The sequence below is a fragment of the Nocardia yamanashiensis NBRC 100130 genome (assembly GCF_001613325.1).
Lineage (GTDB): Bacteria > Actinomycetota > Actinomycetes > Mycobacteriales > Mycobacteriaceae > Nocardia > Nocardia yamanashiensis.
The window spans coordinates 165364-191493 of sequence record NZ_BDCD01000025.1; the positions used below are offsets into that span (position 1 = coordinate 165364).

A 26130-nucleotide genomic window follows, 5' to 3' on the forward strand; every position below is an offset into this window, starting at 1 on the left:
AACCCCGCTGTGGCAGCTCGATCCGGGGAAATACCGCGGCGTTTCCGGTGGCCCGCTTTCGCGCCGCGAAGGATGCTAGGCGATGGCTGGCCTGCGGAAATCGGTCATCGAAGCGGGGGTTCCGGGGCGCGGTGTTCGTCCCCGAACGCGTTTCGTTACATGTGATTTCCTACATAAGGATGGACGTTAACGAATTTGATTGCCGGTAATTAACGGGCAATACTTCTCGCGTGCTTAACGAGGGGTTGGGGATGTACGGCCGGGATCACGAACAACGACATATCGAGCGGGCGCTGGAAACGGCCCGCACCGGCCGCTGCGCCACCCTCGCCCTGTACGGCGAATCCGGTATCGGCAAATCCGCGCTGCTGCGCGACGCCGTCACCCGGGCCGAAGGGTTCCATCTCCTCGAATGCCACGGTCGCGCGGCCGAATCGCCCTTTCCCTATGCCGCCCTGCACGAACTCCTGCTGCCCCTGACCGGGGCGACGGGCGACCTGCCCGAGCCGCAGGCGCATGCGCTGGCTCGCGCGTTCGGCCGGGAGTCCGGTCCCGCGGACGGCTTCCTGGTCGGCGCGGCCCTGGTCACGCTGCTCTCGCAACTCGCCGCCACCGGTCCGGTGCTGCTGATCGTCGATGACGCCCACCTGCTCGACGCCGCCAGCGTGCACGCGCTGCTGTTCGCCCTGCGCCGGCTCGTCGCCGCCCCGATCGCGCTACTGTGCGCGCTGCGCGAGGATCCCGCCGGCACCGCCTGGCATCGGCTGCCGAGCCTGCCGCTCGCGGGTCTCGCCGAACCGGCCGCGCGGCAGCTGCTGACCGAGCGCTGCGGCGACCTCGGTGCGCTGCGGGCGGCCCGCATCCTGACCGCCGCCGCGGGCAACCCGCTCGCCCTGCACGAGTTGCCCATCGGCGCCGAGGAATTCGCCGGCACCGCCCGCGGCCCGATCCCCGTCGGCCCCCGTTTGCGCCGCGCCTTCGCCGACCGCCTGGCCGATCTCCCCGATCCGGTTCGCGCTCTCCTGGTCGCCGTAGCGGCCGAGGACACCGGTGCGCTGTGCACGGTCAGCCGGGCCGCCGCCACCCTCGGCATTCCCGAAACCGCCTGGGAGCAAGCCGAATCCGCGGCGCTGCTGACGGTCGGCGACGGCCGCATCGACATGCGCGACCGCCTGCTCTGCGCAGCCGCCTACGACGCCGCAGCTCCCGATCAGCGCCGCACCATCCACCGCGCCCTGGCCGCCGCCACCACCCATCCCGAACATCGCCACTGGCACGAGGCCGCAGCCCTCGCCGGACCCCACGAACCCACCGCCGCCGCCCTCACCCACACCGCCCACCACCTCGGCGGCACCACGGCCGCCCTCCTGGGATCGGTGCGCGACGAGCACGAAGCGCCGTCCCGGTGCGAACCGCACGCCGCGAACGAATCGTCGGAGACCCGGTCGGCGCCCGGCGCTACCTCGGGCTCGACCCCACCGCCGGAAGGCGGCTACTCGCAATGGGACGGCAGCCGCCCGCATTCGGACGGCGGCCACCTCGGGTCGTTGGGGGCGGCGGCTTTGTTGCGGCGGGCGGCCGCTATCACGCCGGATGCGGGGGATGCGGGGGAGCGTTTGGCCACGGCGGCTCGGTTCGCTTGGGGCGGTGGGGATATCGAATCGGCGCGGCGGCTGCTGGAGCGGGCCGGGGAGCGGATCGGGGCGGATCGGGTGGCGGCCGCCAGCGGGGGAATGGCGGGGTTGCTGGAATTCGTTGCGGGAGAGCCGGAACGGGCCGGTGCGTTCCTGCTGCGGGATGCGGCTGTGATCGGCGGGGGCCTGGGCGAGAGCCTGCGGGAGATGGCGGAGCGGGCGCGCTGGGCGGCGGGGCTCGAGGACGCGCATCCGGCGCCCGGCGGGTTCGAGGTGTTCCGGACGGCGCCGCACATCAGCACCGCCATGCACCAATTGCCGCCCGCGCCTTTGGTTTTGCTGTGGGGGCTGGCGGATGCGGCGCTGGAACCGTACACCGCAGCGGCCGCGTATCTGCGCGGGGTGTCGCGGTCGGCGGCGCTGCTCATGCTGCCGCAGCTGGCCATCGTGCAATTCGCTACGGGGCGCTGGGATTCCGCGACGGCCACCGTGGCCGAGGGACTGGAGCTGGCGCGGCCCAGCGACGCGGGCAATGTGCTGGCGCAATGCCTGAACATGCAGGCGAAAATCGCTTCGCTGCGCGGGGATTCGGAGACCGCGCTGGACAATCTCGATCGGGCGCTGGCGCTGGCCCGCCCGGTGCGCTCGCACGCGCTGATCGCCTCCTCGCACTGGCATCTCGGCTTCCACGCCCTCTCGGCCGGCGATCCCGAGACCGCGTACCTGCGCCTGCGCACGCTCGCACAGCCCGGGCACGACGCCCGCCACACCACTTACGCGCGCCTGGCCGCCCTGGACATGGTCGAGGCCGCCTTCCGGGTCGGCCGGCTCACCGACGCCACCGAGTACTACGAGACCATCCGCGACTGGGCGATCCGCTCCCGCGCCGACTGGGCCGTCGCCACCGCGCACGCCTGCCGCGCGCTGCTGAGCCCGGATCAGCAGGCGGAGTATCACTTCCGCCGGGCGCTGGCGCAGCGGCGCACCCGCCACGATCTCTCGCACGCCCGCATCCGGCTGCTCTACGGCAAGTGGCTGCGCCGGGCCCGCCGGCGCGGTGACGCGGCCGAGCAGCTGGTGGCCGCGCGGGAAGCGTTCGGGTACATGGGCGCGACGCCGTGGGTGGAACGCGCCCAGCAGGAACTCGACCTGACCGGCCGCCGCCCCGCCCCCACCACCGGCCACAGCACCGATTCGGTGCTCACCGCCCAGGAATTGCGGGTGGCGCGGCTGGCCGCGCAGGGGCTGACCAACCGGGCCATCGGCGCGGAACTGGTGCTGAGCCCGCGCACCGTCGGCCATCACCTGTCCCGGATCTTCGGCAAGCTGGGCCTGGCCGGGCGCGCCGAACTCGCCGACATCGACTTCGACAACGGGCTGCGGATCGTCCGCCCGCGTTGAGCGGCAAGGGTTTCCGGCGTCAGTCGAGTTGCACGGATTCGCCCCAATAGCGCGGATCCCAATTGATCAGAATCATGCCCGCCACACTGCCCGCGCACGGACCGCAGGAATTCACGTGGATGTGACTGTCCACATCGGTGTCGCCGTCGAGCATGGCGCGGGTGGAAAGCCAGACGGCGCGCAGATAGAGCACCGCGTCCCGTCCGCAGCGCACGCATTCGGGCAGCGGCTGCCCGTCGTCGTTGCGGCCGACGCGCACTTCGGGCGTCACCGGGGCGCCGGGGCCGAGATCGTCGTCTAGGAGCGGCGAAAAATCATTGCGCTCATGGTCTTCCACGCCGGAAGGCTAGCGATTTCCGGCCGCGAGCGCATCCCGGGCGAACTTCGCCCGCGCCGGCGGTGGCGGGGACGGCCCGAGGGTGCCGTCGCGGTCGGGGCCGCCGGGGCCGTGCGGGTCAGGCGCACCGATAACTCCCCGATGTTCCGGGTGACTCGGCGGCTCGATTTCCCCGGCCGGAATGGTCTTTGTGTGCTTCTTTCGAAGTCGTCGCGGACTTAATTGCGATCAGCGGACTTTCCGGTCGGGCATTTGGGATCGAAATAGAAAACTTCGTGGTGAAGGGTTCGCGGCCCAGGCTCGGGTATGGCCGCCTATCCCGCTGCGGGCGACGGCTCGCCGACTTGCCGCAGGCCGAGGATCCGCCCAGGTGGAGACAGGTTTGTCCACCAATAGGTTTGCGTCGTGACATGGTGGGTAACGATGTAGAGGAAAGCCTGATCAGCCCGTACATCACCCTCGCTGACGGCTAAATCGGTCACTGTATCGGTCGGTCTGATGTGACCGACATGTGATATTCACGTGATATCTATTTGACCAGGATGAACTGGGGCGAGGGAATTGATTGCCAGCCGATTGCCGAGGTGATCGGGGCAGGGCATGAACACGGCCTACTCGGACGGGGAGCCGAGCAGACCGACACGGAACAGCTGCTGACCGCGGCGCACGCCGGTCGCGGCGGCACCCAGGTGCTGTGGGGCGACCCCGGCATCGGCCGCACCGCGTTGCTGCGCGATATCGCGGACCGCGCCACCGGCTTCCGCACCCTCACCTGCAATGGCGCCGCGGCCGAAGCCGGCCTGCCCTACGCGGCCCTGCACGAACTCCTGCTTTCCCTCGAAAACCGCCTCCACACCCTCCCCGAACCGCAGGCCGCCGCGCTCGGCGCCGCGCTGGGACTGCACGGTCACGGCGGGTCGGCGGCCGCTCCGGACCGCGATTCCGGTGCGCCGCCGGACCTTTCCCCGCGCCGAGATACCGGTGCGGCGGACGGCTTCCTGGTCGGCGCCGCACTGGTCACCCTGCTGTCCGCGACCGCCGCCGCGCGCCCGCTGCTCCTGCTCATCGACGACGCGCATTTCATCGACCGCGCCACCGCGCAAGCCCTCGTCTTCGCCGTCCGCCGCCTCGCCGCCAGCCCGGTCGTCCTGTTCGTCACCCTCCCCGACGACCCGGCGGGCACCGCCTGGGAGGCCCTGCCCGCGCACCGGCTGCGCACCCTGTCCGCCCCGGACGCTCGCCTGTTGCTGGCTCGTCGGGGCGGCGCCCGCGGGGCCGCGCGCACCGCCCGCGCCCTGGCCGTCGCCGCCGGCAACCCGCTGGCGCTCCGCGAACTTCCAGTGGACGCCGAGGAATTCGCCGGCATCGCCTGGGGTCCGGTCCCGCTCGGTCCGCGCCTGCGTTCGGCCTTCGCGCCCCGCCTGGCGGCTCTCCCCGCCGGCCTGCGCACCCTGCTGGCCTTGGCCGCCGCCGAGGACCGCGGCATCATCGCCGCCGTCACCACCGCCGCCACCGCACTCGGCGTCACCCCCGCCGATTGGGAGCAGGCGCTCACCACCGGCCTGCTCGCGCTCGGCGACGGGCGCGTGGAACAACGGCACCGCCTGCTCTGCAACGCCGCCTACGACGCCCTCCCGCGCGCCCGGCGCCGCGCCATCCACCAGGCCCTCGCCGCCGCCCTGACGATTCCCGCTGCAACGTCGGGCAGTGGCGCCCCGAACGGCAGGCCGGAGGACACCGCTGCAGTTTCCGAAGGTCGTGCCGGCGACCGGCCGGGAGCTTCCGCGGTCGTTCCGAGCGGCCTCGGTGGGCCAGGTGGCGCAGTGGGGTTTACCGCTATGCCCGGCGGCCGAGGTGATTCGGGTGGCGCGGCGGGGTTCACCGCTATGCCCGGCGGCCGAGGTGATTCGGGTGGCGCGGCGGGGTTCACCATTTTGCCCGCCGGTCGGGGCGATTCGGGTGACGTGCCGGAGAGCGTTGCGCACGGCGGGCTCGAAAGCGTGGTGGATCTGCGGAATTGGCACAGCTCCATGGCCACGGACGGGCCGGACGGAGAGCTGGCGGACGCGCTCGCTGCCGGGGCCGAGCGGGTGCGGGCGCGGTACGGTCCGGCGGCCGCGGCGGCGATGTTGCGGCGGGCGGCGGCCATTACCCCGGAGTCCGATGCCGCCGGGGTGCGGTTGTCGCTGGCGGCCCGGTTCGCTTGGGACAGTGGGGATATCGAATCGGCGCGGCGGTTGCTGGCGCTGGCGGCGACGCGGACCTCGGCGGCGCGGGTGGCGGCGGCCGGGGGCGGGCTGGCCGGCATGCTGGAGTTGATCACGGGCGATATGGCGCGGGCGGGCACCATGCTGCTGCGCGATACCGCGGTGGTGGACGCGGAGACGGCGGCCCAATTGCGTTTGCTGGCAGCGCGATCGCGCTGGGCGACGGGTGCGGACGACCTGGAGCCGATCACCGGTCAGCTCGAAATCGCGCATACGGCAACGCATCCCGCCGTGGCGGCCCGGCTGCTGCCGCCCGCCGCGCAGGTCATGGCCTGGGGGCTGGCGGATCGGGCGGTGGAGTCCTACACCCGGGTGGCGGCGCAATTGCAGATGACGGGCGCGCACACCGGCGCGATCGGACTGCTCCCGCAACTCGCCATCCTGCAACTCGCCACCGGTCGCTGGGAAGCCGGAAAGTCCACGCTCGCCGAGGCTTTCGACCTGGCCCGCGCCGGCGATACCGACAATGTCCTGGCCCAATGCTGGACGATCCGCGCCCGCCTGGCCGCCCTGCGCGGCAATGCCGCCGATGTCGCCGAGAGCGCGGAGAACGCCCAGCTGCTGGCCCGCCCGCGCAATGCCACCTTCCTGATCGCCGCCTCCTACTGGCACCAGGGCTTCCACGCCCTCACCGTCGGCGACCCCGAAACCGCCCACCTGCGCCTGCGGGCCCTGGTCACCGCCGGCCATGAGGCCCGCCACCCCACCCTGGCCCGCCTGGCCGCCGTCGACCTGGTCGAAGCCGCCACCCGCGCCGGCCGTTTCGACGAGGCCGCCGACTACACCGATCTGATCCGCGCCTGGGCCCTGCGCACCCGCGCCCCCTGGGCCATCGCCGCCGCCTACACCTGCAGCGCCCTGCTCAGCGAAGACGACCGCGCCGACCATTGCTACCGCCGCGCCCTGGCCGTCGACGCCACCGGCCACCACACCTTCGCCCGCGCCCGCATCCAGCTGCTCTACGGCAAATGGCTCCGCCGCGCCCGCCGCCGCCGCGATGCCGCCGAACAACTCCGCACCGCCGCCGAAGCCTTCGACCTGATGGACGCCGCCCCCTGGTCCGACAACGCCCGCCGCGAACTGGAACTCACCGTCCCCCGCCCCAAAACCCCTGCCGCCCTGGGCGAAAGCCCCCTCACCATGCAAGAACTCAAAGTCGCCCAGCTGGCCGCCCAAGGCATGACCAACCGCGAAATCGGCGCCGAACTCATCCTCAGCCCCCGCACCGTAGGCCACCACCTGTCCCGCATCTTCGAAAAACTAGGCCTCAGCGGCCGCGGCGAACTGGCCCGAGTCGACTTCGACAACGGCCTCCGAATCATCCGCCCCCGCTGAAACCCACGGCGCGGCAGGCACATTCACCCCGCCGCACCGCTTCCCCGGGTCGATCTCTCAGCCGCCCGGCCTATTTGACCGCGACCCGCGCCCCACCCGAGAACATCGAGTCATGGAATTCGATCGCCGCGGGCGAAGTCCCCTTGGGTACATCGAAAACCAGCACCACCGACAGCTTGTTCCCGGGATTTATCTCCGCGACCAGATCTTTATTGACATTCATCTCCGCCGCCGTGTCGTTGGTGAACAACCGCCCTTGATCATCGACCAGCTTCTGATTGTCACCGAAGTAGGTCTGCGCCGAATTCCCGGTATTCCGGACATCGACGTAAACCAGCACGAACTCCCCTTGCGCGTCCTTACGTAAAAACTCGTTGTCCCCCAACGTATTCACCGGCGGATCGACGCGCGTGACCAAGAATCCGAACTTCCCGTCCCGCACCTCCGTCCCGGCCGCCGCCGCGGTGGTCCGCTTCTCCTCCTGTTTGCCGGCCTCACTGGCGATCCCGCTGATCAGCGCAGCGCACCCGCCGAACAGCAGCACCACGCACGCGAGGAATCCACCCAGCACCCACGGCCACACGGCCCGTTTCTTCTGCGGCGGTGGATAATTCGGCACCGGAGGTTGACCGTTGGGCCAGGATTGCGGCATCTGCGCATTGCTCATGACGTGGAAATTCCCTTGCGTAGCAGGAGTGATTACCGCCGATTCATCAAGTCGTGCGGCATATTCGACATCGTTCGGCGCGCACTGCGCCGAGTAAGCGTCCGGCGATTTCCGGCCGGTGCGGCTGTGTTCGAACGATGTATGGCTCTGCTACGAGGAAGCGTTACACAGAAAAAATGCGATCGGACAAAGCGGTAAAACCACTCGCCGATCGCCGCAGGGGGACACGGCGCCGGGCGCCCCTGGGCGAGCCGGGTCAGGCTCGGGTGAGTTCGAACAGGCGGAAGCGGCGGTTGCCGGCGAGGCGTTGTTCCATGGCGTAGCCGGGCCAGAAGGTGAGGGCGCGTTGCCAGGCGCGTTCGCGGTCTATGCCGGTGAGCTGGCGGACGTTGACGGTGAAGTGTTCGCCGTTCACGTGGAGTTCGGCGTGGTCGGCGGTGGTGAGGTTGGCCGACCAGGAGGGGTGGCGGTGCTGGCCCCAGTTGGAGCCGATGAGGAGGAAGACCTTGTTGTCTTCCAGGTCGGGGACGTAGAGGAGGGTGACGGTGCGGGGGAGGCCGGTGCGGCGGCCGTTGACCGTCAGCTGGAGGGCGGGCAGGCCGGCCAGGTCCAGGACTCCCTTGCGGCCCTTGGTGAGGCGGCGGGTCACTTTTTCCAGTGCGACCACGGCGGGGGCGGTGCGCATGACTATCGGGCGGCGGGCCAGCGCCCGTCCGATGCTGGGGAGGGGGTTCCAGCGGGCGTGCTCACCGGGCCTGGCGGCGGAGGGCCGCCGCTTCGAACTGCGTTTACGCAGCCGCTCACGGAGCGGAATTCGTTTCCGTGGCAGTGGGTAATCGGGAGGCGAGAAATCGCGAGCCGGAACGTCCGGCACTTCGGCGTCCATGTACGCCAGACTAGACCGGAGTCTCATTATTCGCAGGATGAATCGCCACCCGGGGTGGAAACGGTTGCGGGAGAGGGGGTTTCAGTCCGACGACGCGCTACGGAACCACGGGTCGTTGGAATTGAGGGCATTGAGGAGCAGGCGGATGGCGGCGACCCGGCGTTCCTTGCCGGGCAGATTGTCGAGCGCGCATTCCGGGTCGGCGGGCGGGCCGAGATGGGTGCAGCCGCGCGGGCAGTCCTCGATGGCTTCGGCGAGATCGCTGAAGGCGCTGATCACATCGTCGGGGGTGATGTGCGCCAGGCCGAACGAGCGTACGCCGGGGGTGTCGATGACCCAGCCCCCGCCGGGCAGCGGCAGCGCGACCGATTGGGTGGAGGTGTGGCGGCCCTTGCCGACGCCGGAGACCACGCCGACGGCCCGTTCCGCGTCCGGCACAAGACGATTCACCAGCGTGGACTTGCCCACCCCCGAATGCCCGATGAACGCGGTGAGCTTGTCGTGCAGCTGATCCACCACCGGCTGCAGCGGATCCTCGATCCCGCCGTAGACGATGGTGAGATCCAAATCCTCGAAGGCGGCGGCGAATTCGGATTCGGCGGCCAGATCGTGTTTGGTCAGGCACAGAATAGGTTGCAGCCCACCGACATACGCCGCCACCATGGCCCGCTCCACGAACCCGGTGCGCGGCGGCGGATCGGCCAGCGCCACCACGATGAACAACTGTTCCGCGTTCGCCACCACGATCCGCTCGAACGGATCGGTGTCGTCGGCGGTGCGGCGCAGCACGGTGCGCCGGTCGGTGACCCGCACGATGCGGGCCAGGCTGTCCGGCTTCCCGGACAGATCCCCGACCACATCGACCTGATCACCGACCACGATGGGCGTGCGCCCGAGCTCCCGGGCGCGCATGGCGACGATGCGGCGCTCCGGGTCGTCGTCCAGCACGCACCCCCACCGCCCCCGGTCCACCGAGACGACCATGGCCGTCTCGGCGTCCAGATGCTGCGGGCGGGTCTTGGTGCGCGGCCGGGTGCCCTTGCCCGGGCGGACCCGGACATCGGACTCGTCGTACTCGCGCCGCCTCAGTGTCCCGCTCCCGCCCCGCCGGAGCGTTCCACCCCGGAGTCGGCGAGCATCCCGTCCCAGAGCGCGACGAAGTTCGGGAGGGTCTTGGCGGTGGTGCCGATGTCCTCGATCTCGACGCCCGGCACGGCCAGGCCGATGATGGCGCCCGCGGTGGCCATCCGATGATCGGCGTAGGAGTGCCAGCGCCCGCCGGTGAGCGGATTCGGCACGATCTCCAGCCCGTCGGTGGTCTCGGCGACCTTGCCGCCGAGCCGGTTGATCTCGGTGGCGAGCGCGGCCAGCCGGTCGGTCTCGTGCCCGCGCAGGTGCGCGATGCCGCGCAGCCGCGACGGCGAATCCGCCAGCGCCGCAAGGGCCGCCACGGTCGGCGTCAGCTCGCCCACATCGTGCAGATCGATATCGATGCCCGCCAGGCGTTCCGGCCCGCGCACGGTCAGCACGCCGTCGAAGATGCGCGCCTCGGCGCCCATCCGCACCAGGATCTCGCGGATGACGTCACCCGGCTGGGTGGTGAGCCGCGGCCAGTGCGGAATGCTGACCTCGCCGCCGGTGACGGCCGCGGCCGCCAGGAACGGCGTGGCATTGGACAGATCGGGCTCGATCTCCCAGTCCACGGCGCGAATCGGTCCCGGCGCGACGGTCCAGGTCTGCGCCCGGCGCGGATCCTTGGGCGCGTCCACCTGCACGTCGGCCTCGCGCAGCATCTGCACGGTCATCTCGATGTGCGGCATGGACGGCAGCGCCGCACCGCTGTGATGCACGGTGACGCCCTGCTCGAAGCGCGCCGCCGAGAGCAGCAGCCCGGAGACGAACTGCGAGGACGCCGAGGCGTCGATGGTGACCGGCCCGCCCCGCAGCGCTCCGGTGCCGTGCACCACGAAAGGCAGTGTGTCGCCGTCGATATCGAGCCCGAGCGCCCGCAGCGCGTTCAGGATGGTGCCCAGCGGCCGCACCCGCGCCTGCTCGTCGCCGTCGAACGCCACATCGCCGTTGGCGAGCGCCGCGACCGGCGGCAGGAAGCGCATGACGGTGCCCGCGAGCCCGCAATCGACCATGGCGCTGGTGAATTCGCCCGGCGGCGTGACTTCGAGGGTCTCGCCGTCACCTTCGATCCGTGCGCCCATGGCCCGTAGCGCGTCGATCATCAGATTGGTGTCGCGGCTGCGCAGCGCGCCCGTCAGGGTCGACGGGCGATCCGCCAGCGCGGCAAGGATCAACGCTCGATTGGTGATGGATTTGGACCCCGGAAGGGTCACTGTCGCGTGCACGGGAACTCGGACATGGGGCGCGGGCCAGAAAGTCACCGAACCATTCTCCCAAACGATGCATACCTTCCGGGGGTCCACGCCCCTATCCAGCGGGAAAACCGCTATCCGGCCCGTACTGGCCATATACGTATATAGGTACGTATACTACTCGGGTGTTCGATCCCCTCAGCCTGCTCACCGGTGCCGCGCTGCTGGGCGGCGGCTGGATTCTCGGCAGATACGGCCGCACCCCCTCCCGCAAATCCGCCCCGCAACCCACCGCACTGTGCGGCTGCGGCCACGACCTCTCCCTGCACGACCGCGAAGCCGCCGCCTGCCACGCGGAGATCTTCCGCAAGACCGGCGCCGGCCTCAAAGTCTGGGTCCCCTGCAACTGCCGCCGCTATACCGGCCCCACCCCCCTCGAAGAATTCTTCGCCCCCACGCCACTGCCGCCGACCGACTGAAACGCCGAATGCCGGTCCCCTCTCGCAAGGACCGGCATTTCACGTCGTGCGTGCCCCCTGGGGCGAGGAACACTCCAGCGCCCCAAGGGGTTTCAGGGGAACCCCTGAGAGTTACGAGAGTTGTCTCCTACTTCGCGCGCCCGTGCACCAGGCCGACGACCTTGTGCAGCAGCTTCATGGTGCGCTCGGTGCGGGTGTAGGACAGCAGCGCCATGCCGGGAATCGTGAAGCGCTGCACCGCGATCGAATGCGGACGCGAGAATTCGAGCAGGCCCTGCGCGCCGTGGATGCGCCCGATGCCGGAGTCGCCGGTGCCGCCGAACGGCAGGCCGGAGATGGCGGCGTAGGCCAGCACCGAGTTCACCGAGGTGCAGCCGACATCCAGGCGGCGGGCGATCTCGAGACCCTGCTTCTTGGAGTACACGGCGGACCCGAGCCCGTACTTGCTCTTGTTGGCCAGCTCCACGGCCTCGTCCACGCCGCTCACCGTGCGAATGGTGACGGTCGGCCCGAAGGTCTCCTCGCACACCGCATCCGAGGATTCGTCGGCGTCCACGATGACGACCGGCTCGATGAACGGACCCTTGATCGACTCCGGTCCGCCCAGCACGGCCTTGCCGCCGTTCTTCAGCGCGTCCTCGATATGCCGCCGCACGATGTCGATCTGGCTGGGCATGGTCATCGGCCCGTAGGACGCCTTGGCATCCGAACCCGGCTTCACCTCGCTCAGAATCCGCTTCACCTCGGCGATGAACGGCTCAGCGACCGACTTGTCCACGTACACGCGCTCCACGCCCGCGCAGGTCTGCCCCGAATTGGCGGTAGCGCCCCACGCCACGGCATCCGCGGCGGCCTTGATATCGGCGTCGGCGGCCACGATCACCGCGTCCTTGCCACCGCATTCCAGCAGCACCGGGGTGAGCGTGTCGGCCGCGCTGGCCATGATCTTCTTACCGGTCGCGGTGGAACCGGTGAACGCCAGCTTGTCCACGCCCGCCTTCACCAGAGCCGCACCGGTGGCGCCGAATCCGTTGACGGTGACGAAAACCCCGTCGGGGAGTTCGGGATTCGCCTCGGCGAACGCCTTGGCCACGAAATTGCCGATGCCCGTGGAGAATTCACTGGGCTTGAACACCACCGCATTGCCGGCCGCGAGCGCGTAGGCGATGGACCCGTTGGGCGTGTACACCGGGTAGTTCCACGGCCCGATCACCCCGACCACGCCCAGCGGCCGCTGCTCCAGATGCGCGGCGAAGTTCGCCATCAGCGCACCGGGGGAGACCTTCTTGGGCTTGAGCACCTTCTCGGCATTCGAAGCCGCCCACTTGATGTGCTCGAGCGCCAGCATCAACTCCAGGAAGGCGTCGTCGAGCGGCTTGCCGTTCTCGGCGTGGATGAGCGCGCTCAGCTCGTCGGACTTCTCGACCAGCTTGGCGCCCCAGCGCAGCAGATGCTTCTTGCGTTCGGCGTAGGTCAGCGCACCCCAGGTGGCGGCGGCGGTGCGGGCCTTGGCGACGGCGGCGCGCACCGCGTCCTCGTCGTCGATCTTGTACGTGGCGATCGCCTCGCCGGTGGCAGGGTTGACGGAAGTCAGCGTGTCGGCCTGATCGAGCGCGGCGGCGGCGTCGGTTGCAGTCATGATTGGCGGCAGTCCCTTGATGAGAGTGTGATGGGACGAACGTCTCACACCCCGCAACTGATGTCAATCGACATCAGATGTGCACGTCACATTTTTCGCGGCCCGCGGACGGCACTTTGTCGGTGTCCGGTGGCAGCATGGGGATTATGTGCGGACGGTATGCGACGACGACGAATCCCGCGAAGCTGGCCGTCGAACTCGACGCCATCGACGAGACGGATGACAAGGGGTTCGACCCGAACTACAACGTGGCCCCCACCAACCGGGTGCTCACGGTGGTCGAACGGCACGACCGCGACCATCCGGAGGACCCGGCGGCGCTCCGCATCCGCGCCATGCGCTGGGGCCTGATCCCGCCTTGGACCAAGGCCGCCGAGCCCGGCGTGCCGGTGAAGGGCAAACCGCTGTTCAATGCCCGCGCCGACAAGGCCGCGACCACCGCGTCCTTCCGCGATGCCGTGAAGAAACGCCGCTGCCTGGTCCCCATGGACGGCTGGTACGAGTGGATCACCGATACCGACGGCAATGGAAAGGCGTTCAAGCGCCCGTATTTCATGTCGCGCGGGGACGGCGAGCGCCTGTACATGGCGGGCCTCTGGTCGGTCTGGCGCGATCGCGAACTGGAGAACGCCCAGCCGATCCTGTCCTGCACCATCCTGACCACCGACGCCGTCGGCGACCTGGTCAAGGTGCACGACCGCATGCCCCTGGTGATGCCCCGCGCGCACTGGGACGCCTGGCTGGATCCGGATCACCCCGCCCCGGCGGAGCTGTTGGAAACCCCGAGCCCGCAATCGGTTTCCGACATCCTGATCCGCGAGGTGCCGTCCCTGGTGAACAGCGTCAAGAACAACGGCCCGGACCTATTGGGCCAGGTCACCGAACAGGCCGGGCAGATCAGCCTGATCTGAGCCCGGCCCGTAAGGGTGACTTGCGAAAAGCGGTCAGATACTGCACTTCACCGAGGGCAGTACGAAATTCAGCCCGCACTTGATGAGCCCGGCCGTCGTATCGATGGCCTTGGTCGCCACCCCGCTGCCGACCTTCTCCGCCTTCTCCGCGTTCTTGTCCTGCTTCTGCTCACCCGGCGCGTTCGATTCCGGACCGAGCGGGTACTCCGGCGCTTTCACCGGAACCTCGATACCGGGAGCGGCGGTGGCGGTGGCGAGCGTCAAGGGTCCTGCACCCAGCGCCGCGATGACGGCGCCGATAACCACGATGGAGCGAATACGCCTATGGGAAGACATTGCCTGATCACATCCTCGGGTCGAGCGAACCTGGCGTGATCAAGTAACGCACACGTCCGGCCGCGATCCATGGAATCGCGGCCGGAGCGCATTTCAGGAAATCACTCTATTCAAATCCGTCCCCCGCTGCGCAGGCAGCGGGGGACGGGACCCGAGAGCTGTGGACCGGGCTAGATGGCCTCGACCGCAGCCTCGACCTCTTTCTCGGTGCGGGCCTGAATACCACCGGCGGTGCGCAAGGGCACTTCCTTCCAGAACAGCACCAGCAGCAACGCGATCACCGCCACACCACCGGCCGCCAGGAACACCGTGTCCATGGCATCGGCGAAGCCGACCTTGAACGGATGCGCCAGCGTCGGATTCAGCTGCTGGATGATCGAGCTGTCCTTCAGCACCTCACCCGCGGCGGCGGTGTCGTGCGCGACCAGGCCCTTGGACAGCGCCGCCTCGGCGGCATTGTCCGAGTGCACGCCCTGCGCGACCGCCTGCTGGAACGCCGGCTGCGAGGCCGAAGCCTGCAGTTCGTTGCCGATATTCGGCCCGACCTGCGCGAACAGGATGGACAGGAACACCGCCACGCCCAGCGTGCCGCCGATCTGCCGGAAGAAGGTCGCCGCGGCCGTCGACACGCCCATGTCCTTGGGCGGCAAGGCATTCTGCAGCGCCAGCGTCAGCGGCTGCATGAGGTTGCCCAGCCCCAGGCCGAGGATCAGCATGAACACCATGGCCACCCACAGCTGGGTGTCGGCGGTGACGAAGTGCAGCAGGAACAGCCCCACCACGATCAGCGTCGCGCCGATCGGCGGGAACCACTTGTAGCGCCCGGTCCGCGAGATGGTCTGGCCGGAGATGACCGAGGCCACCATCATGCCCACCACCATGGGCAGCATCTGCAGACCCGCCATGGTCGGGCTGGAACCGCGCACCACCTGCAGGTACTGCGGGATCAGGGTGATGCCGCCGAACATGGCCGCGCCCACCACGATCGAGATGAGCACGCCGAGCGCGAAGGTGGTGTTCTTGAACATGCGCAGCGGAATCAGCGCCGCGTCACCCTGTTTCGCCTCCACGGCCACGAACCCGAGCAGGCCGAGCGCGCCCACGATGTAGCAGGTGAGGGAATTGGCACTGGTCCAACCCCATTCGCGGCCCTGTTCGGCCACCACCAGCAGCGGCACGATGCCGACCGCCATGGTCATCACGCCCAGCCAGTCGACCGCGACCTTGGGCCGGTCCACCTTGGGCAGCCGCAGCACGCGCGAGACCACGACCAGCGCGATCAGGCCCAGCGGCACGTTCACCAGGAACACCCAGCGCCAGCCGGAGATGCCCAGGATCTGGTCCTGACCGGCCAGGATGCCGCCCAGTACGGGGCCGACGACGCTGGAGGTGCCGAAGACGGCCAGGAAGTAGCCCTGGTACTTGGCGCGCTCACGCGGGCTGACCATATCGCCGAGGATGGTCAGCGCCAGCGACATCAGACCGCCCGCGCCCAGGCCCTGGAAGGCCCGGAACGCCGCGAGTTCGTACATCGACTGCGCGAGCGTACAGAGCAGCGAACCGGTGACGAACAGTGTGATGGCCAGCAGATAGAACGGCTTGCGGCCGTACATGTCCGAGAGCTTGCCGTAGAGCGGCGTCGCCAGCGTGGCGGTGATCAGGTACGCGGTGGTCACCCACGCCTGCATCGAATAACCCTGCAGGTCATCGGCGATGGTGCGGATGGACGTGGAGACGATGGTCTGGTCCAGCGCGCCCAGCAGCATGCCGAGCAGCAGGCCGGACAGCACCGCCATGATCTGTTTGTGAGTGAACCCGGCCGAGGAGACCGGTTCGGTCTGAGTTGTTGTCGTCACGAATTGCTCTCTGCGGTTGCGGTTTTCGGAAACAGCGGGGCTTTGGCGGCCAATTCGGCCAGCATGGTCTGGCGCGAGAGCTCGTAGCCGTCGACGAAGCGCGCGAACAGCCGCGCGAAGGTGTCGAGCTCGTCCTCGTGCCAGTCGCCGAAGATCTGGCGCAGCGATTCGTTGCGCCGGGCGCGGATCTCGGTGGCGACCTCGCGGCCCATCGCGGTGATGGCCAGCACGCTCACCCGCCCGTCGTTCGGATCGGCGCGCCGCTCCAGCAGCCCCTTCTTGACCAGTGCGGCCACCTGCCGGCTGATGGTCGAAGCGTCGGAGTACAACGCCTCGGCCAGGGCCCCCGAGCGCATGGGCCCGTTGTGGATGAGCTGGAACAGGATGGCGAACGCGGCCGGTTCGATCTCGCCCTGGGTGGCGGCGGCGATCTGCGCATTGGTGCGATCGCGCAGCCGGCCCAGGCGGATGACCTGGAGGGCGACGGCATCGATGACGTCGTCCGGAATCACGCATACGGGTGTCGCCGGGTCCTCGGTCATGGCCGGGTGCACCTCCTTGCCTCTAGCAACTGCTTGCACTAATCAACTAGTTGTACCGTGCAAGTATGTGGAGATAGTTGCTCTTTGGCAAGTGATTTCCGGGGGAGTGGTTCAGCTCACCGCGACGTCCGCGGTGACCGCGCCCGTCAGCCCGATCAGATCCTCGGGCCGCAGTTCGATCTCCAGTCCGCGCTTACCCGCACTGCACAGCACCCGATCCCACAGCAGCGCGGTCTCGTCGATCACCGTCGGCAGCGTCTTCTTCTGCCCGAGCGGCGACACCCCGCCCACCACGTACCCGGTGGTGCGTTCGGCCTTGGTCTTGTCCGCCATGGCCGCTTTGCCCTCGCCCAGCGCGGCGGCCGCCGCTTTCAGCGACAGCTTGGTCGGCACGGGCAGCACCGCCACGGCAAGCGCCCCCGACCCCAGCTCGATCACCAGCGTCTTGAAGATCTGATCGGCCTCGATGCCCAGTTCCGCGGCCAGGGCCGAGACCGCTTCCGCCCCATAGGAATCGCTGCGCGGATCATGCTCGTACGCGTGTACCCGGTGGTCCACTTTCGCCTGCACCAGAGCCTTGATCGCGGGTGTGGAAGCAGCAGCCATGGACCTCACCTTAAGCAGCGTCCGCAACCCGTTTTCCGCCGTCCGGGAACACGGTGTGCGTTCGGTCTGTTGCAGACGATGCGCGCAATGGTCCAGCAAGATCGAAGGAGAATTCGGTGACCGCTCCGGTCCTAGATCCCCCGGCAGTAGCCCGGGCCTGGCTGTTCGCGCCCCCTGCCGGTTTCGAGGCGGGGTCCCCCTTCGCGGTAGATTCAATTGCTACGGCGATCGAAGGGACAAGCGTGACGAGCGACGACGACATGGTCGATCGCCTGCGCGATGACGACGCGGATACCAGCGACGACATCGACGCCGGCGACGATTCAGCGGTCGATACCGACGAAGTGGGCGAAAGCGACGAAACCGGTGCGCGCAGCGCCGAGTCCGCCGCCGAACTCGCGCAGCGATTCGAGCGCGACGCGCTGCCGCTGCTCGATCAGCTCTACGGCGCGGCCCTGCGCATGACCCGCAATCCGGCCGATGCCGAGGATCTGGTCCAGGAGACCTTCGCCAAGGCCTACCAGGGCTTCAAATCCTTCCGTGAGGGCACCAACCTGCGGGCCTGGCTGTACCGCATCCTCACCAACACCTACATCAACTCGTACCGGAAGAAGCAGCGCCAGCCCGCGCAGTATCCGACCGACGAGATCACCGACTGGCAGCTGGCCGCCACCGCCGAGCACACCTCCACGGGTCTGCGCTCGGCCGAGATGGAGGCCCTGGAGGCGCTGCCGGACGACGACATCAAGCACGCGCTGCAGGAGCTGCCCGAGGAATTCCGGATGGCGGTGTACTACGCCGATGTCGAGGGCTTCCCTTACAAGGAAATCGCCGAGATCATGGGAACCCCCATCGGTACCGTCATGTCGCGGCTGCACCGTGGCCGCAAGCAGCTCAAGGGCCTGCTCGCGGACGTGGCGCGGGAACGCGGCTTCAACCGTTCGGGTAGCGATGCGCGTCAGGAGGTAACCCAGTGAGCGACGAGATGGACCTGGACTGCTCGGCGGTGCTCGCCGATGTGTGGCTGCTCCTGGACAACGAGTGCGACGAGACCGCCAAGGCGCGGCTCAAGGAGCACATCGACCGGTGCTCGCCGTGCATCGAGGCGTACGGCCTGGAGGAGAAGCTGAAGTCGCTGCTGAACCGCAAGTGCGGCGGCGAGAAGGCCCCGGAGTCGCTGCGGGCGCGGCTGACCATGGAGATCCGGACGACCTTCACCGCGGTCGAGACCCGCATCGAACCGGTCGAATAAGACACCCCCGCAACAGCTGAGCGGCACCATTTCCCGGGTGGGAAGTGGTGCCGCTCAGCAGTTTTCGAGCTGAAGCTCCGGCTCAGGCGTTCGGCCGCTTGCCGTGGTTGGCGCCGTTCTTACGACGGCTACGCTTCTTACGTCCACGCTTACCCATTGGTAAATCTCCCTTCGGTCCGACACATTCTTTCATGTGTGGTTGGCTGTACCGTCAGGGGCTACAGGTCACACGAAGTGAGAGGTGTTCATGGCTGAGGAAGTGCGCGCCGAGATGGTTTCCACCGTCTTGGAGATCCTGGTGTCCGTCGGCGACCATGTCGCGGTCGACGCGCCGGTGATCATGCTGGAGTCGATGAAGATGGAGATCCCCGTCATCGTCGAGACCGAAGGCACCGTCGCCTCCATCAATGTCAAGCCCGGTGACGTCCTGCAGCAGGGTGACCTGATCGCCGTCATCTCCTAGCGTCGCGGCCGCCACGGCCACAGCGCGAACCACTCGAGGGTTGCTACGCGTGGGAACATACCCTCGACGTGGGAACAGAGGAGTGTGGGTTAAGTGTCGACACTGAGCGATCTACTGGCCGAGCATACGGATCTACCGGGTGCGGCCGTCGATCATCTGCAACGGGTGGTCGGGGATTGGCAATTGCTGGCGGACCTGTCGTTCGCCGACCTGACGCTCTGGGTCGGTACCGGCCCGGTGGCCGAGGGCGCGGATATCGTCTGCGTCTCGCAGTGCCGGCCCACCACCGCGCCCACCGTGCACCCCGAAGACCTGGTCAGCACGCTGGCGGGCAAGGAAACCAACTCGCACATCTTCGAAGCCCTGCTCACCGGCGAGATCGTGCGGGTGGACGCGGACGCGGAGAAGACCGCCGTCTATCACCCGCACACCGGGCACGCCATTCGCGAGGCCATTCCGGTGCGGGTCGGCGACGATGTGATCGCCATTCTGGGCCGCGACACCGACGGCCAGCGGCACAAGATGCGCTCCGGCCTGGAGATCGCGTACATGTCCTGCGCCGACGACCTGTGCCAGATGGTCGCCGACGGCACCTGGCCCGCGCTCGAGGACCGCACCGGATCGCATTCCAGCCCACGCGCCGGTGACGGTTTCATCCGGCTCGATACCGAGGGCATCGTGGTCTACGCCAGTCCGAACGCGCTCTCGGCCTATCACCGGATGGGGTTGCAGAACGACCTGGTCGCCCAGGATCTGGCGCTGACCACCCGCTCCCTGATCACCGACCCGTTCGACGCGCAGGAAGTCGTCGGCGATATCCAAGCCGCGCTGGCCGGAAAGGCCGGGCGCCGAATGGAAGTCGAGGCGCGCGGCGCGACCGTGCTGCTGCGCACCCTGGTGCTGCGCCCGCACGGGGAGCTCAAGGGCGCGGCGGTGCTGGTCCGTGACGTGACCGAGGTGAAGCGCCGCGACCGTGCGCTGCTGTCCAAGGACGCGACCATTCGCGAGATCCACCATCGGGTGAAGAACAATCTCCAGACGGTCGCGGCTTTGTTGCGATTGCAGGCCCGGCGCACCGAGAACGAGGAAGCGCGACTGGCTTTGACCGAATCGGTCCGGCGCGTCACCTCCATCGCCTCGGTGCACGAAATGTTGTCCATGTCGGTTGACGAGGAAGTCGATCTGGACGAGGTGGTGGACCGGCTGCTGCCGATCATGGCGGATGTGGCGACGGTGCACACCGCCCGGATCAAGGTCCGCCGCGCCGGTTCGCTCGGCGTGTTCTCCGCCGAACGCGCGACGCCGCTGGTCATGGTGCTGACCGAGCTGGTGCAGAACGCGATCGAGCACGCTTTCGACTCGGGTGAAAACGGTACGGTAACAATCCGTTCCGAGCGGTCGGCCCGCTGGCTCGACGTGATCATCAGCGACGACGGCCGCGGTCTGCCGGACGGATTCAGCCTGGAAGCGTCGGACCGGCTCGGCCTCCAAATTGTCCGGACTCTGGTTACCGCCGAGCTAGGCGGTTCGATCGGCCTGCATCCGGGCGCGGATGTCGGCACCGACGCCGTATTGCGGGTCCCCCTCGGACGCCGCTCCGCCCGCTGAAAAGTCCTGTCCGAAAATTCGTTCGAAAGATCGAATCCCGTTCAGCGGGACATGTTCCCGGCCACCGAATTTTTCGTTCGGGGGTTCGGGGGCGAAGCCCCTGAGAGTTGCGAGAGTTGCCCTTTACACACTGAAGCCCGGCACCTGTATTGGTGCCGGGCTGAATTGCGTTGCGACCGCGAGGCTGGGGTTCGGTCGTAACGCCGTGTCGTCTAGCGAAAGTTAGACGACGGTACGGGTACGGGTGCGCGCGTTGCGACGCTTCAGCGCACGACGCTCGTCTTCGCTCATACCACCCCACACGCCGGCATCCTGGCCCGACTTCAGGGCCCAGGACAGGCAATCGGCAGTGACGGGGCAGCGAGCGCAGACCAGCTTGGCATCGGCAATCTGCGCGAGCGCAGGACCACTGTTACCCACCGGGAAAAACAGTTCGGGATCCTCGTCGCGACAGATGGCCTTGTGGCGCCAGTCCATTCCTCTGCTCCTTTGCTAGGGCGCGCATGGCGCTGCCCCTCGGGTTTGTGGTCCGTTCACTTGTGCGACTCGAATGTTTCCGCACGGTTGCTTGTGAATGCTTTCACGAACACCGTAGATGTCAATAGATACCTGGTGCACCGTGGGGAAGCTCACGCTGTAAGACCCCTACATGGGGGGTCTGCCGTGTCTTTTCTACTCTGTCGAGCGGGTTTTCGCAGCGCAACACCGATGTTTCTCAGGTGTGTCGGGCCTTCTAAGGCTTCGGCGCGACCACATCGAGGATATCCGGGACGGCTGTGAAATTCACCATGTTGCGTCGGCCGATGAAGTCGCCGTCGATTTGCAACCCGATCGGTTCGTCGGTCTCGATTCGTACCGAGGGTACATCGTCCTCGCGAAACAAATTGTGTCCCTTGGGGTTTGCCTCGGGCGACAGCAACTGGCGAGCGATCATCAGGGTGGGCAGGATGGCCATGGTGCGCATGGCAAACACCCCGAGACCGGATTCGAACGCGGTCCCCGGGTTGGTGATCACCGGCGTGTTGTCGAGGTAGGTCCAGGGACTGGCGTTGGTCACGAATGCGTAATGCACCTCCGTGACCGGTTCGTGACCCGGAATCATGAGGCGCACCTGGGGATCCCGGCGCTTGGCCTTGAAGAACTGTTTGACCGTGGTGCGCAGATACCGTGCGGGCGTGGCGGCTTTGCCGTTCGCACGCTTGTCGTCGATGGCCTCGCACACATCGGCGTCCAAGCCGACGCCCGCGCTGAAGCAGAACCAGCGATCCTCGGTCAATCCCAGCCCGATCCGGCGGTCGGCATGATCGGCCAGCAAATCGATGAGCTGATTGGTGGCGGTCACCGGATCCGGCTCGATACCCAGCGACCGCGCGAACACATTCGCCGAACCACCCGGAATGATTCCCAGCCGCGGCAGCCATTCCCGCTCCGGCTCGCCGGGCAAAGGCAGAAAGCCATTGATCGTCTCGTTCACGGTGCCGTCGCCGCCGTGCACCACGATCAGATCCATCCGGGTGTCGGCCGCCCACTTCGCCAATTCGGCGGCATGCCCGCGGTGCTCGGTATGCGCCACGGTCAGCTGCGTGCGGCTCTCCAATGCGTGCGCGAGCAGGTCGCGCGTGGCGGGGGTGGTCGAAGTGGCATTGGGATTCACGATCAGCAGCGTCCGCACTCGAAACAGGGTACTGAGGTCCGCGTCACGCCGGGCTCCCGGCATTCGGGTAACGACGCTCGGTCGTAGGCTGTGCGCGTGGCTGAGCAGAACAGTGGTGTGCCCGGGACCGTGCGCGGAGCCGGTGCGCTCGTCGCCCTGGAGGGCACGGTCGGGCTGATCGTCGCGATCGTGCTGCTGGTGCGGGCGATCGGCGGGGCCGACCAGCATGTGGTGAACGGGTACGGGACCGCGGCCTATCTGGCGATCCTGTCCGGCGCGGTGCTGGCGGCGGGAATCGGGCTGTGGCTGGGGAAGCGGTGGCCGCGGGCCATCGGGGTGCTGGCGAATCTGCTGCTGGTGCCGGTGGCCTGGTACATGCTCACCTCGAGTCAGCCGCTGTTCGGGGTGCCGCTCGGGCTGGTCGCCATCGCGAGCCTGGTGCTGTTGTTCGCGCCGGCCTCCAGCCGGTGGATGGCGGCCGGGTACGGCGACGCCGAATAGGTCGTAAACCCGGCTGAATGCCGCGCAGAGCGTTTGCTGGTCGGTTGTCCATGACCTTTCACCGCTCCGCGCGGTGCATGCAGCAGCGGGCCGATCGGGCCGTTCAGTCGTCGGCGTGCGCGGCCAGGCGGGTCAGCGCATTGCCGCTGAGGCGGTAGCTGAACCACTCGGCCCGGTGCTGGGCGCCCAGCGCTTTGTAGAAGTCGATGGACGGGGTGTTCCAGTCCAGCACCTCCCAGTCGAACCGGGCGTAGCCGTTGTCGACGGCCTCCTTGGCCAGCGCCGCCATCAGATCGCGGCCCAGGTGCAGGCCGCGGGCTTCCGGCTTGACGTAGAGGTCCTCCAGGTAGATCCCGTGGGTGCCCTCCCAGGTGGAGAAGCTCAGGTACCAGATGGCGCAGCCGACCACGCCCTGATCGGACTCCGCGACGTGCGCGAAGACCGCGGGATTCGGGCCGAACAGCGAGGCCTGCAATTGCTCGGCGGTGACATGGCATTCCTCGGCGAGCTTCTCGTATTCGGCCAAGCCGTGGATCAGTTCGACCAGCGCCGGGACGTCGGCGGGGGTGGCGCGGCGGATCATGGGGCGGCTCCTTCGTTACTGGTCGAGCGGTGGAACGAGATTGTGCGCGAGCACCGTTCGGGCGTCGTGATCGTGCCCCAGTAACGTAACCGCGGCGGTCAGCATGAAGAATCGCCGCCCCTCGACGACGTCGAATTCGGCCCAGCGGGCGATCAGCGCGCGGGAGAAATGGCCGTGGCCGACCAGCAGCACGTCGCGGGTGGCCAATTCCGGTGTGACGGTGGCCAATACGTGGTCGGCGCGCTTGCGGACCTGTTCGGCGGATTCGCCCTCGGGGACCGCGCCGGTCCAGATGGTCCAGCCCGGATCCATCTTCCTGATCTCGGGGGTGGTGAGGCCCTCGTATTCGCCGTAATCCCATTCGACCAGGTCGTCGTCGATAATGGCGTCCGGGAAGCCGGCCAGGGCGGCGGTGCGGGTGGCGCGCTGCCGGGGGCTGGTGAGCACCAGCGGATTCCGCAGGTGCAGGCCGGCCAGGAGTTTCCCGGCCGCGCGGGCCTGCGCCTCGCCGGTGGGGGTCAGCGGGATATCGGTGCGGCCGGTGTGGCGGCGGGCCTCGGACCACTCCGTCTCGCCGTGTCGCAGCAGTACCAGCCGGAATTCGTCAGCCATGGGTCGATCATGCCGGATGCGGGCGGGATCGTCAGGAACCGGTGGGTGCCGCGCCGGTGCCGAGTGCGTACAGTTTGCCGCCGCGCTGCTCGGCGATGATCGGGCCGAGTACCGCCAGGGAAATCGGCTCGCCGTGATAGTCGCTGCGCTGCACCGCGATTCGGCCCGTCTGCGCGCCGGTGACCGGGTCCAGCACGTTCAGGCCGTCGGCGACCGGCACCAGCAGCTTGCCCGACATGAGCGCCGGGGTGCCGAGGGCGTTCGGAATGCCCCACAGCGGGTCGAAGGTGGTGGAGTTCAAGGCGATCAGGCTGTTGCCGGTGAACACGAAATACGAAGTGCTGAGCCGGGAAACCATCGCCTGATCGGACATGGGCGCGGACAGCGGATGGGTGCCGACGATATTTCCGGAGGTATCGAAAACTACGAATTCCGGTGCGGTGGAACCGCTTCCGTTGAAGTAGACGGCAATCCTGCTGTCCGACACCGCGAGCACGCGAGCCCCGTCCACCCCCGCGCCCGGTAGCTCGATCCGATGCGAACTGTATTCCTCCGGCACCGTCGCGTCCTTGGGCGCCGGATTCAGCACGGTCAGCCGGTCCGTGCTCTCTCCAGGACACCGCTCCAGCACCGCCAGCCGGCTCGGCGCCGACCCCGCCGACACCAGCGTGCACCCCGACCGCTGCTGCGTATGCGGATTCACCGGCGCGTCCACATACCCGTACTCCAAGGTGCGCACCAGATCCGACCGCCACATCTCCAGCCGATCATCTCCGTAGGCGAGCACGTAGGTCCCGTCCACCGACAACCGCACCCGATCATCCATATAACTGGACCGAGCCGTCAGCCGCTGCCCCGTCTCCGCGTTCAGCAGCGTCGTCTCACTACACCCCCGCTCAACCTTATAAGTGGCAACCACAGTCCCGAACTGCGACTCCACCCCGCACAACGGCAAATCCCGCTGATACTTCCAAACCTGCTCCCCCGTCAGCGGATTCCGCCCCGTCACCGTCCCCCCATCCCCGGTGACCATCACACCCCCCACCACGATCGCCCGCGCAGCCGCCCCATCGGCCTGCGACCACAACTCGTGCACCCCCTCCGGCACCCGCTCCGGCGTAGGCAACGCCGACAACGTCTGCCCAGCAGTCACCGACTCGGTCTTCCGAGCCTCACTCTTCCACCACACAACCCCCGCCACGACCGCCACCAAAACAGCGATCGCGACAGCAACACGAATATCGGCGCGCGTCCGCCGCTCAGGTGCGAGCACGACAGCGAGACTATCCGATCCCCACCCCACCACCGACCCCCGCAACAACGATCCCACCCCTCACCTGCGGAAAGACCCCATCCTGGAAACAAGAGCGCCCGCACCCTGGCGAATTCCGGTGGTCTGGATGACCGTTCGGAATTGCTTGGGGTGCGGGCGCTTTGCAGATGGTGTCGGTTATGCCATGGCCGCTACGGATTCGGACACGATCACCACGTCGGCCTTCTTGCGGCGGGCCTTGGGCTTGGTGGCCGGCTCCGGGGCCGCCTCTGCGGCCGGGGCGGGTTCGGTTGCCTTGGTGGCCTTCTTGGCGACGCGCTTACGGGCCGGTTTGGCGGCCGGGTCCGCAGCGGGTTCCGTCACCTCGGCGGCCGGGGCTGCCTTTTTGGTGGCGCGCTTGCGGACCGTCTTGGCGGCCGGTTCCTCGGCGGAGGTCACCTCGGCGGCGGCCTTCTTGGTGGCGCGCTTGCGGGCGGGCTTGGTGGGCTCGTCCGCGGGTGCCGCTTCCTCGGCCTTCGGGGCCGCCTCGGCGGCCTTGGCGGTCCGCTTGCGGGCGGGGGCCTTCGGGGCCTCGGTGGTCATGACCGGTTCCGATTCCGGCTTGGCCTTGCGGGTCCGCTTCTTGGGCGCTTCCGGTGCCGCTTCGGCGGATGCGGGGGCATCGGCTTCGGGGGCGGGGGAGGCGGTGGCCTTGGTGGCCTTGCGGGTTCGCTTGGGGGCGACGGGTTCCGCGGTCTCGCTGGGGGCCGGAGCGGCTTCGGTGGTCGCTTCGACTTCGGCGGTCTTGCGGGTCCGCTTGCGGGCCGGGGCCTTGGCCTCTTCCACTACGGCTGCGCCGTTGGCGGATTCCTCGGCGGCCTTGGGGGCCGCCTTGGTGGCGCGCTTGCGGGCGGGAGCCTTCGCGGGCTCGGCTGCTGCCGGGGTGGCGGGCTCGGCAGCGGCGGTGGCCGCCACGGTCGAGGCT

General features: G+C 68.3%; 25 protein-coding genes and 1 pseudogene. 9 read left to right on the forward strand and 17 right to left on the reverse strand.

The features are described from left to right. The first annotated feature begins 230 nt into the window (after nt 1–230). Nucleotides 231–3035: an AAA family ATPase gene (locus NY1_RS29470; RefSeq protein ID WP_157762540.1), complete on the forward strand. Its 2805-nt coding sequence runs from the start codon at nt 231–233 to the stop codon at nt 3033–3035. Nucleotides 3036–3054: 19 nt separating this feature from the next. Here the strand turns inward: NY1_RS29470 and NY1_RS29475 are convergent, their stop codons facing one another. Beyond that, a complete protein-coding gene (locus tag NY1_RS29475) occupies nt 3055–3372 on the reverse strand; it encodes a hypothetical protein (RefSeq protein ID WP_067720334.1) in 318 nt (105 codons plus the stop codon). Between the two features lie 542 nt (nt 3373–3914). Between NY1_RS29475 and NY1_RS45190 the strand changes: the two genes are divergently transcribed. Next, nucleotides 3915–6974 carry a helix-turn-helix transcriptional regulator gene (locus NY1_RS45190; protein WP_084535549.1) on the forward strand — a complete coding sequence of 1020 codons (3060 nt, stop codon included), beginning with the start codon at nt 3915–3917 and terminating at the stop codon, nt 6972–6974. A gap of 70 nt (nt 6975–7044) precedes the next feature. Here the strand turns inward: NY1_RS45190 and NY1_RS29485 are convergent, their stop codons facing one another. From NY1_RS29485 to aroA, 4 genes are all read right to left on the reverse strand, one after another. Next, on the reverse strand, nt 7045–7521 hold the full coding sequence (locus NY1_RS29485) for a DUF4352 domain-containing protein (protein ID WP_233434550.1): 477 nt from the start codon (nt 7519–7521) through the stop codon (nt 7045–7047). 376 nt (nt 7522–7897) lie between these two features. Then, nucleotides 7898–8527 carry a nitroreductase family deazaflavin-dependent oxidoreductase gene (locus NY1_RS29490; RefSeq protein ID WP_157762541.1) on the reverse strand — a complete coding sequence of 210 codons (630 nt, stop codon included), beginning with the start codon at nt 8525–8527 and terminating at the stop codon, nt 7898–7900. 81 nt (nt 8528–8608) lie between these two features. Continuing rightward, nucleotides 8609–9676 (reverse strand): ribosome small subunit-dependent GTPase A, encoded by a 1068-nt coding sequence (rsgA, locus tag NY1_RS29495; RefSeq protein ID WP_084535551.1) that lies wholly within the window; start codon nt 9674–9676, stop codon nt 8609–8611. After that, the gene (gene aroA / locus NY1_RS29500) at nt 9613–10920 is read right to left on the reverse strand and encodes a 3-phosphoshikimate 1-carboxyvinyltransferase (protein WP_233434551.1); all 1308 of its coding nucleotides are present in this window, start codon (nt 10918–10920) and stop codon (nt 9613–9615) included. The genes rsgA and aroA overlap by 64 nt, the downstream gene beginning before the upstream one ends. A gap of 116 nt (nt 10921–11036) precedes the next feature. Between aroA and NY1_RS29505 the strand changes: the two genes are divergently transcribed. Then, nucleotides 11037–11330 carry a hypothetical protein gene (locus tag NY1_RS29505; RefSeq protein WP_067720342.1) on the forward strand — a complete coding sequence of 98 codons (294 nt, stop codon included), beginning with the start codon at nt 11037–11039 and terminating at the stop codon, nt 11328–11330. 127 nt (nt 11331–11457) lie between these two features. On the opposite strand, the gene NY1_RS29510 is transcribed toward NY1_RS29505, so the two are convergent. Then, the gene (locus NY1_RS29510; protein ID WP_067720344.1) at nt 11458–12969 is read right to left on the reverse strand and encodes an aldehyde dehydrogenase family protein; all 1512 of its coding nucleotides are present in this window, start codon (nt 12967–12969) and stop codon (nt 11458–11460) included. A 146-nt stretch (nt 12970–13115) separates the two neighbouring features. On the opposite strand from NY1_RS29510, the gene NY1_RS29515 reads away from it, so the two are divergent. Beyond that, nucleotides 13116–13880, forward strand: a complete 765-nt coding sequence (locus NY1_RS29515) for an SOS response-associated peptidase (RefSeq protein WP_067720346.1) — start codon at nt 13116–13118, stop codon at nt 13878–13880. A 33-nt stretch (nt 13881–13913) separates the two neighbouring features. On the opposite strand, the gene NY1_RS29520 is transcribed toward NY1_RS29515, so the two are convergent. The 4 genes from NY1_RS29520 to ybaK all read right to left on the reverse strand — a co-directional run bounded on the left by NY1_RS29520 (nt 13914) and on the right by ybaK (nt 17220). Continuing rightward, a complete protein-coding gene (locus tag NY1_RS29520; protein WP_157762542.1) occupies nt 13914–14216 on the reverse strand; it encodes a hypothetical protein in 303 nt (100 codons plus the stop codon). Between the two features lie 170 nt (nt 14217–14386). Beyond that, on the reverse strand, nt 14387–16072 hold the full coding sequence (locus NY1_RS29525; RefSeq protein ID WP_067720350.1) for an MDR family MFS transporter: 1686 nt from the start codon (nt 16070–16072) through the stop codon (nt 14387–14389). After that, complete coding sequence (locus NY1_RS29530) at nt 16069–16614, reverse strand: MarR family winged helix-turn-helix transcriptional regulator (RefSeq protein ID WP_067720420.1); 546 nt, start codon at nt 16612–16614, stop codon at nt 16069–16071. Before NY1_RS29530 ends, NY1_RS29525 begins: the two co-directional genes overlap by 4 nt. A gap of 111 nt (nt 16615–16725) precedes the next feature. After that, nucleotides 16726–17220, reverse strand: a complete 495-nt coding sequence (gene ybaK, locus NY1_RS29535; RefSeq protein ID WP_067720352.1) for a Cys-tRNA(Pro) deacylase — start codon at nt 17218–17220, stop codon at nt 16726–16728. A gap of 242 nt (nt 17221–17462) precedes the next feature. On the opposite strand from ybaK, the gene NY1_RS29540 reads away from it, so the two are divergent. Together NY1_RS29540 and rsrA are read left to right on the forward strand one after the other, a co-directional pair. Next, on the forward strand, nt 17463–18197 hold the full coding sequence (locus NY1_RS29540; RefSeq protein ID WP_233032965.1) for a sigma-70 family RNA polymerase sigma factor: 735 nt from the start codon (nt 17463–17465) through the stop codon (nt 18195–18197). Nucleotides 18198–18205: 8 nt separating this feature from the next. Continuing rightward, a complete protein-coding gene (gene rsrA, locus NY1_RS29545) occupies nt 18206–18472 on the forward strand; it encodes a mycothiol system anti-sigma-R factor (RefSeq protein WP_067720421.1) in 267 nt (88 codons plus the stop codon). Between the two features lie 82 nt (nt 18473–18554). Here the strand turns inward: rsrA and NY1_RS45565 are convergent, their stop codons facing one another. Continuing rightward, on the reverse strand, nt 18555–18629 hold the full coding sequence (locus NY1_RS45565; protein ID WP_115061593.1) for a 50S ribosomal protein bL37: 75 nt from the start codon (nt 18627–18629) through the stop codon (nt 18555–18557). Nucleotides 18630–18719: 90 nt separating this feature from the next. Here NY1_RS45565 and NY1_RS29550 point away from each other — a divergent pair, with 90 nt between their 5' ends. Together NY1_RS29550 and NY1_RS29555 are read left to right on the forward strand one after the other, a co-directional pair. After that, complete coding sequence (locus NY1_RS29550) at nt 18720–18935, forward strand: biotin/lipoyl-binding carrier protein (RefSeq protein WP_067720423.1); 216 nt, start codon at nt 18720–18722, stop codon at nt 18933–18935. Nucleotides 18936–19028: 93 nt separating this feature from the next. Next, nucleotides 19029–20543: a sensor histidine kinase gene (locus NY1_RS29555; RefSeq protein WP_067720354.1), complete on the forward strand. Its 1515-nt coding sequence runs from the start codon at nt 19029–19031 to the stop codon at nt 20541–20543. Between the two features lie 222 nt (nt 20544–20765). On the opposite strand, the gene NY1_RS29560 is transcribed toward NY1_RS29555, so the two are convergent. Further along, on the reverse strand, nt 20766–21020 hold the full coding sequence (locus NY1_RS29560; protein ID WP_011211115.1) for a WhiB family transcriptional regulator: 255 nt from the start codon (nt 21018–21020) through the stop codon (nt 20766–20768). 256 nt (nt 21021–21276) lie between these two features. Beyond that, entirely contained in the window at nt 21277–22215 is a 939-nt protein-coding gene (locus NY1_RS29565; protein WP_067720356.1) for a diacylglycerol/lipid kinase family protein, read from the reverse strand. A gap of 78 nt (nt 22216–22293) precedes the next feature. Here NY1_RS29565 and NY1_RS29570 point away from each other — a divergent pair, with 78 nt between their 5' ends. Next, the gene (locus NY1_RS29570; RefSeq protein ID WP_067720424.1) at nt 22294–22698 is read left to right on the forward strand and encodes a hypothetical protein; all 405 of its coding nucleotides are present in this window, start codon (nt 22294–22296) and stop codon (nt 22696–22698) included. A 103-nt stretch (nt 22699–22801) separates the two neighbouring features. Here NY1_RS29570 and NY1_RS29575 read toward each other — a convergent pair whose 3' ends face one another. From NY1_RS29575 to NY1_RS43820, 4 genes and pseudogenes are all read right to left on the reverse strand, one after another. Beyond that, entirely contained in the window at nt 22802–23281 is a 480-nt protein-coding gene (locus NY1_RS29575; protein ID WP_067720358.1) for a GNAT family N-acetyltransferase, read from the reverse strand. A gap of 15 nt (nt 23282–23296) precedes the next feature. Next, nucleotides 23297–23893, reverse strand: coding sequence for an acid phosphatase (locus NY1_RS29580; protein WP_067720360.1), 597 nt, complete (start codon nt 23891–23893; stop codon nt 23297–23299). Nucleotides 23894–23924: 31 nt separating this feature from the next. Then, nucleotides 23925–25223: an Rv3212 family protein gene (locus NY1_RS29585; RefSeq protein ID WP_439956051.1), complete on the reverse strand. Its 1299-nt coding sequence runs from the start codon at nt 25221–25223 to the stop codon at nt 23925–23927. Between the two features lie 120 nt (nt 25224–25343). After that, nucleotides 25344–26130: pseudogene (locus tag NY1_RS43820) on the reverse strand (hypothetical protein); the annotation flags it as partial.

What these genes read in the sequence shown, in the direction of transcription:
- ybaK (WP_067720352.1), bottom strand. Translation starts at nt 17,220, where the DNA reads ATGGCTGCTGCTTCCACACCCGCGATCAAGGCTCTGGTGCAGGCGAAA.
- rsrA (WP_067720421.1), top strand. Translation starts at nt 18,206, where the DNA reads ATGGACCTGGACTGCTCGGCGGTGCTCGCCGATGTGTGGCTGCTCCTG.
- NY1_RS29575 (WP_067720358.1), bottom strand. Translation starts at nt 23,281, where the DNA reads ATGATCCGCCGCGCCACCCCCGCCGACGTCCCGGCGCTGGTCGAACTG.
- NY1_RS29515 (WP_067720346.1), top strand. Translation starts at nt 13,116, where the DNA reads ATGTGCGGACGGTATGCGACGACGACGAATCCCGCGAAGCTGGCCGTC.
- NY1_RS29510 (WP_067720344.1), bottom strand. Translation starts at nt 12,969, where the DNA reads ATGACTGCAACCGACGCCGCCGCCGCGCTCGATCAGGCCGACACGCTG.
- NY1_RS29530 (WP_067720420.1), bottom strand. Translation starts at nt 16,614, where the DNA reads ATGACCGAGGACCCGGCGACACCCGTATGCGTGATTCCGGACGACGTC.
- NY1_RS29560 (WP_011211115.1), bottom strand. Translation starts at nt 21,020, where the DNA reads ATGGACTGGCGCCACAAGGCCATCTGTCGCGACGAGGATCCCGAACTG.
- NY1_RS45190 (WP_084535549.1), top strand. Translation starts at nt 3,915, where the DNA reads ATGAACTGGGGCGAGGGAATTGATTGCCAGCCGATTGCCGAGGTGATC.
- NY1_RS29550 (WP_067720423.1), top strand. Translation starts at nt 18,720, where the DNA reads ATGGCTGAGGAAGTGCGCGCCGAGATGGTTTCCACCGTCTTGGAGATC.
- NY1_RS29580 (WP_067720360.1), bottom strand. Translation starts at nt 23,893, where the DNA reads ATGGCTGACGAATTCCGGCTGGTACTGCTGCGACACGGCGAGACGGAG.
- NY1_RS29490 (WP_157762541.1), bottom strand. Translation starts at nt 8,527, where the DNA reads ATGGACGCCGAAGTGCCGGACGTTCCGGCTCGCGATTTCTCGCCTCCC.
- NY1_RS29520 (WP_157762542.1), bottom strand. Translation starts at nt 14,216, where the DNA reads ATGTCTTCCCATAGGCGTATTCGCTCCATCGTGGTTATCGGCGCCGTC.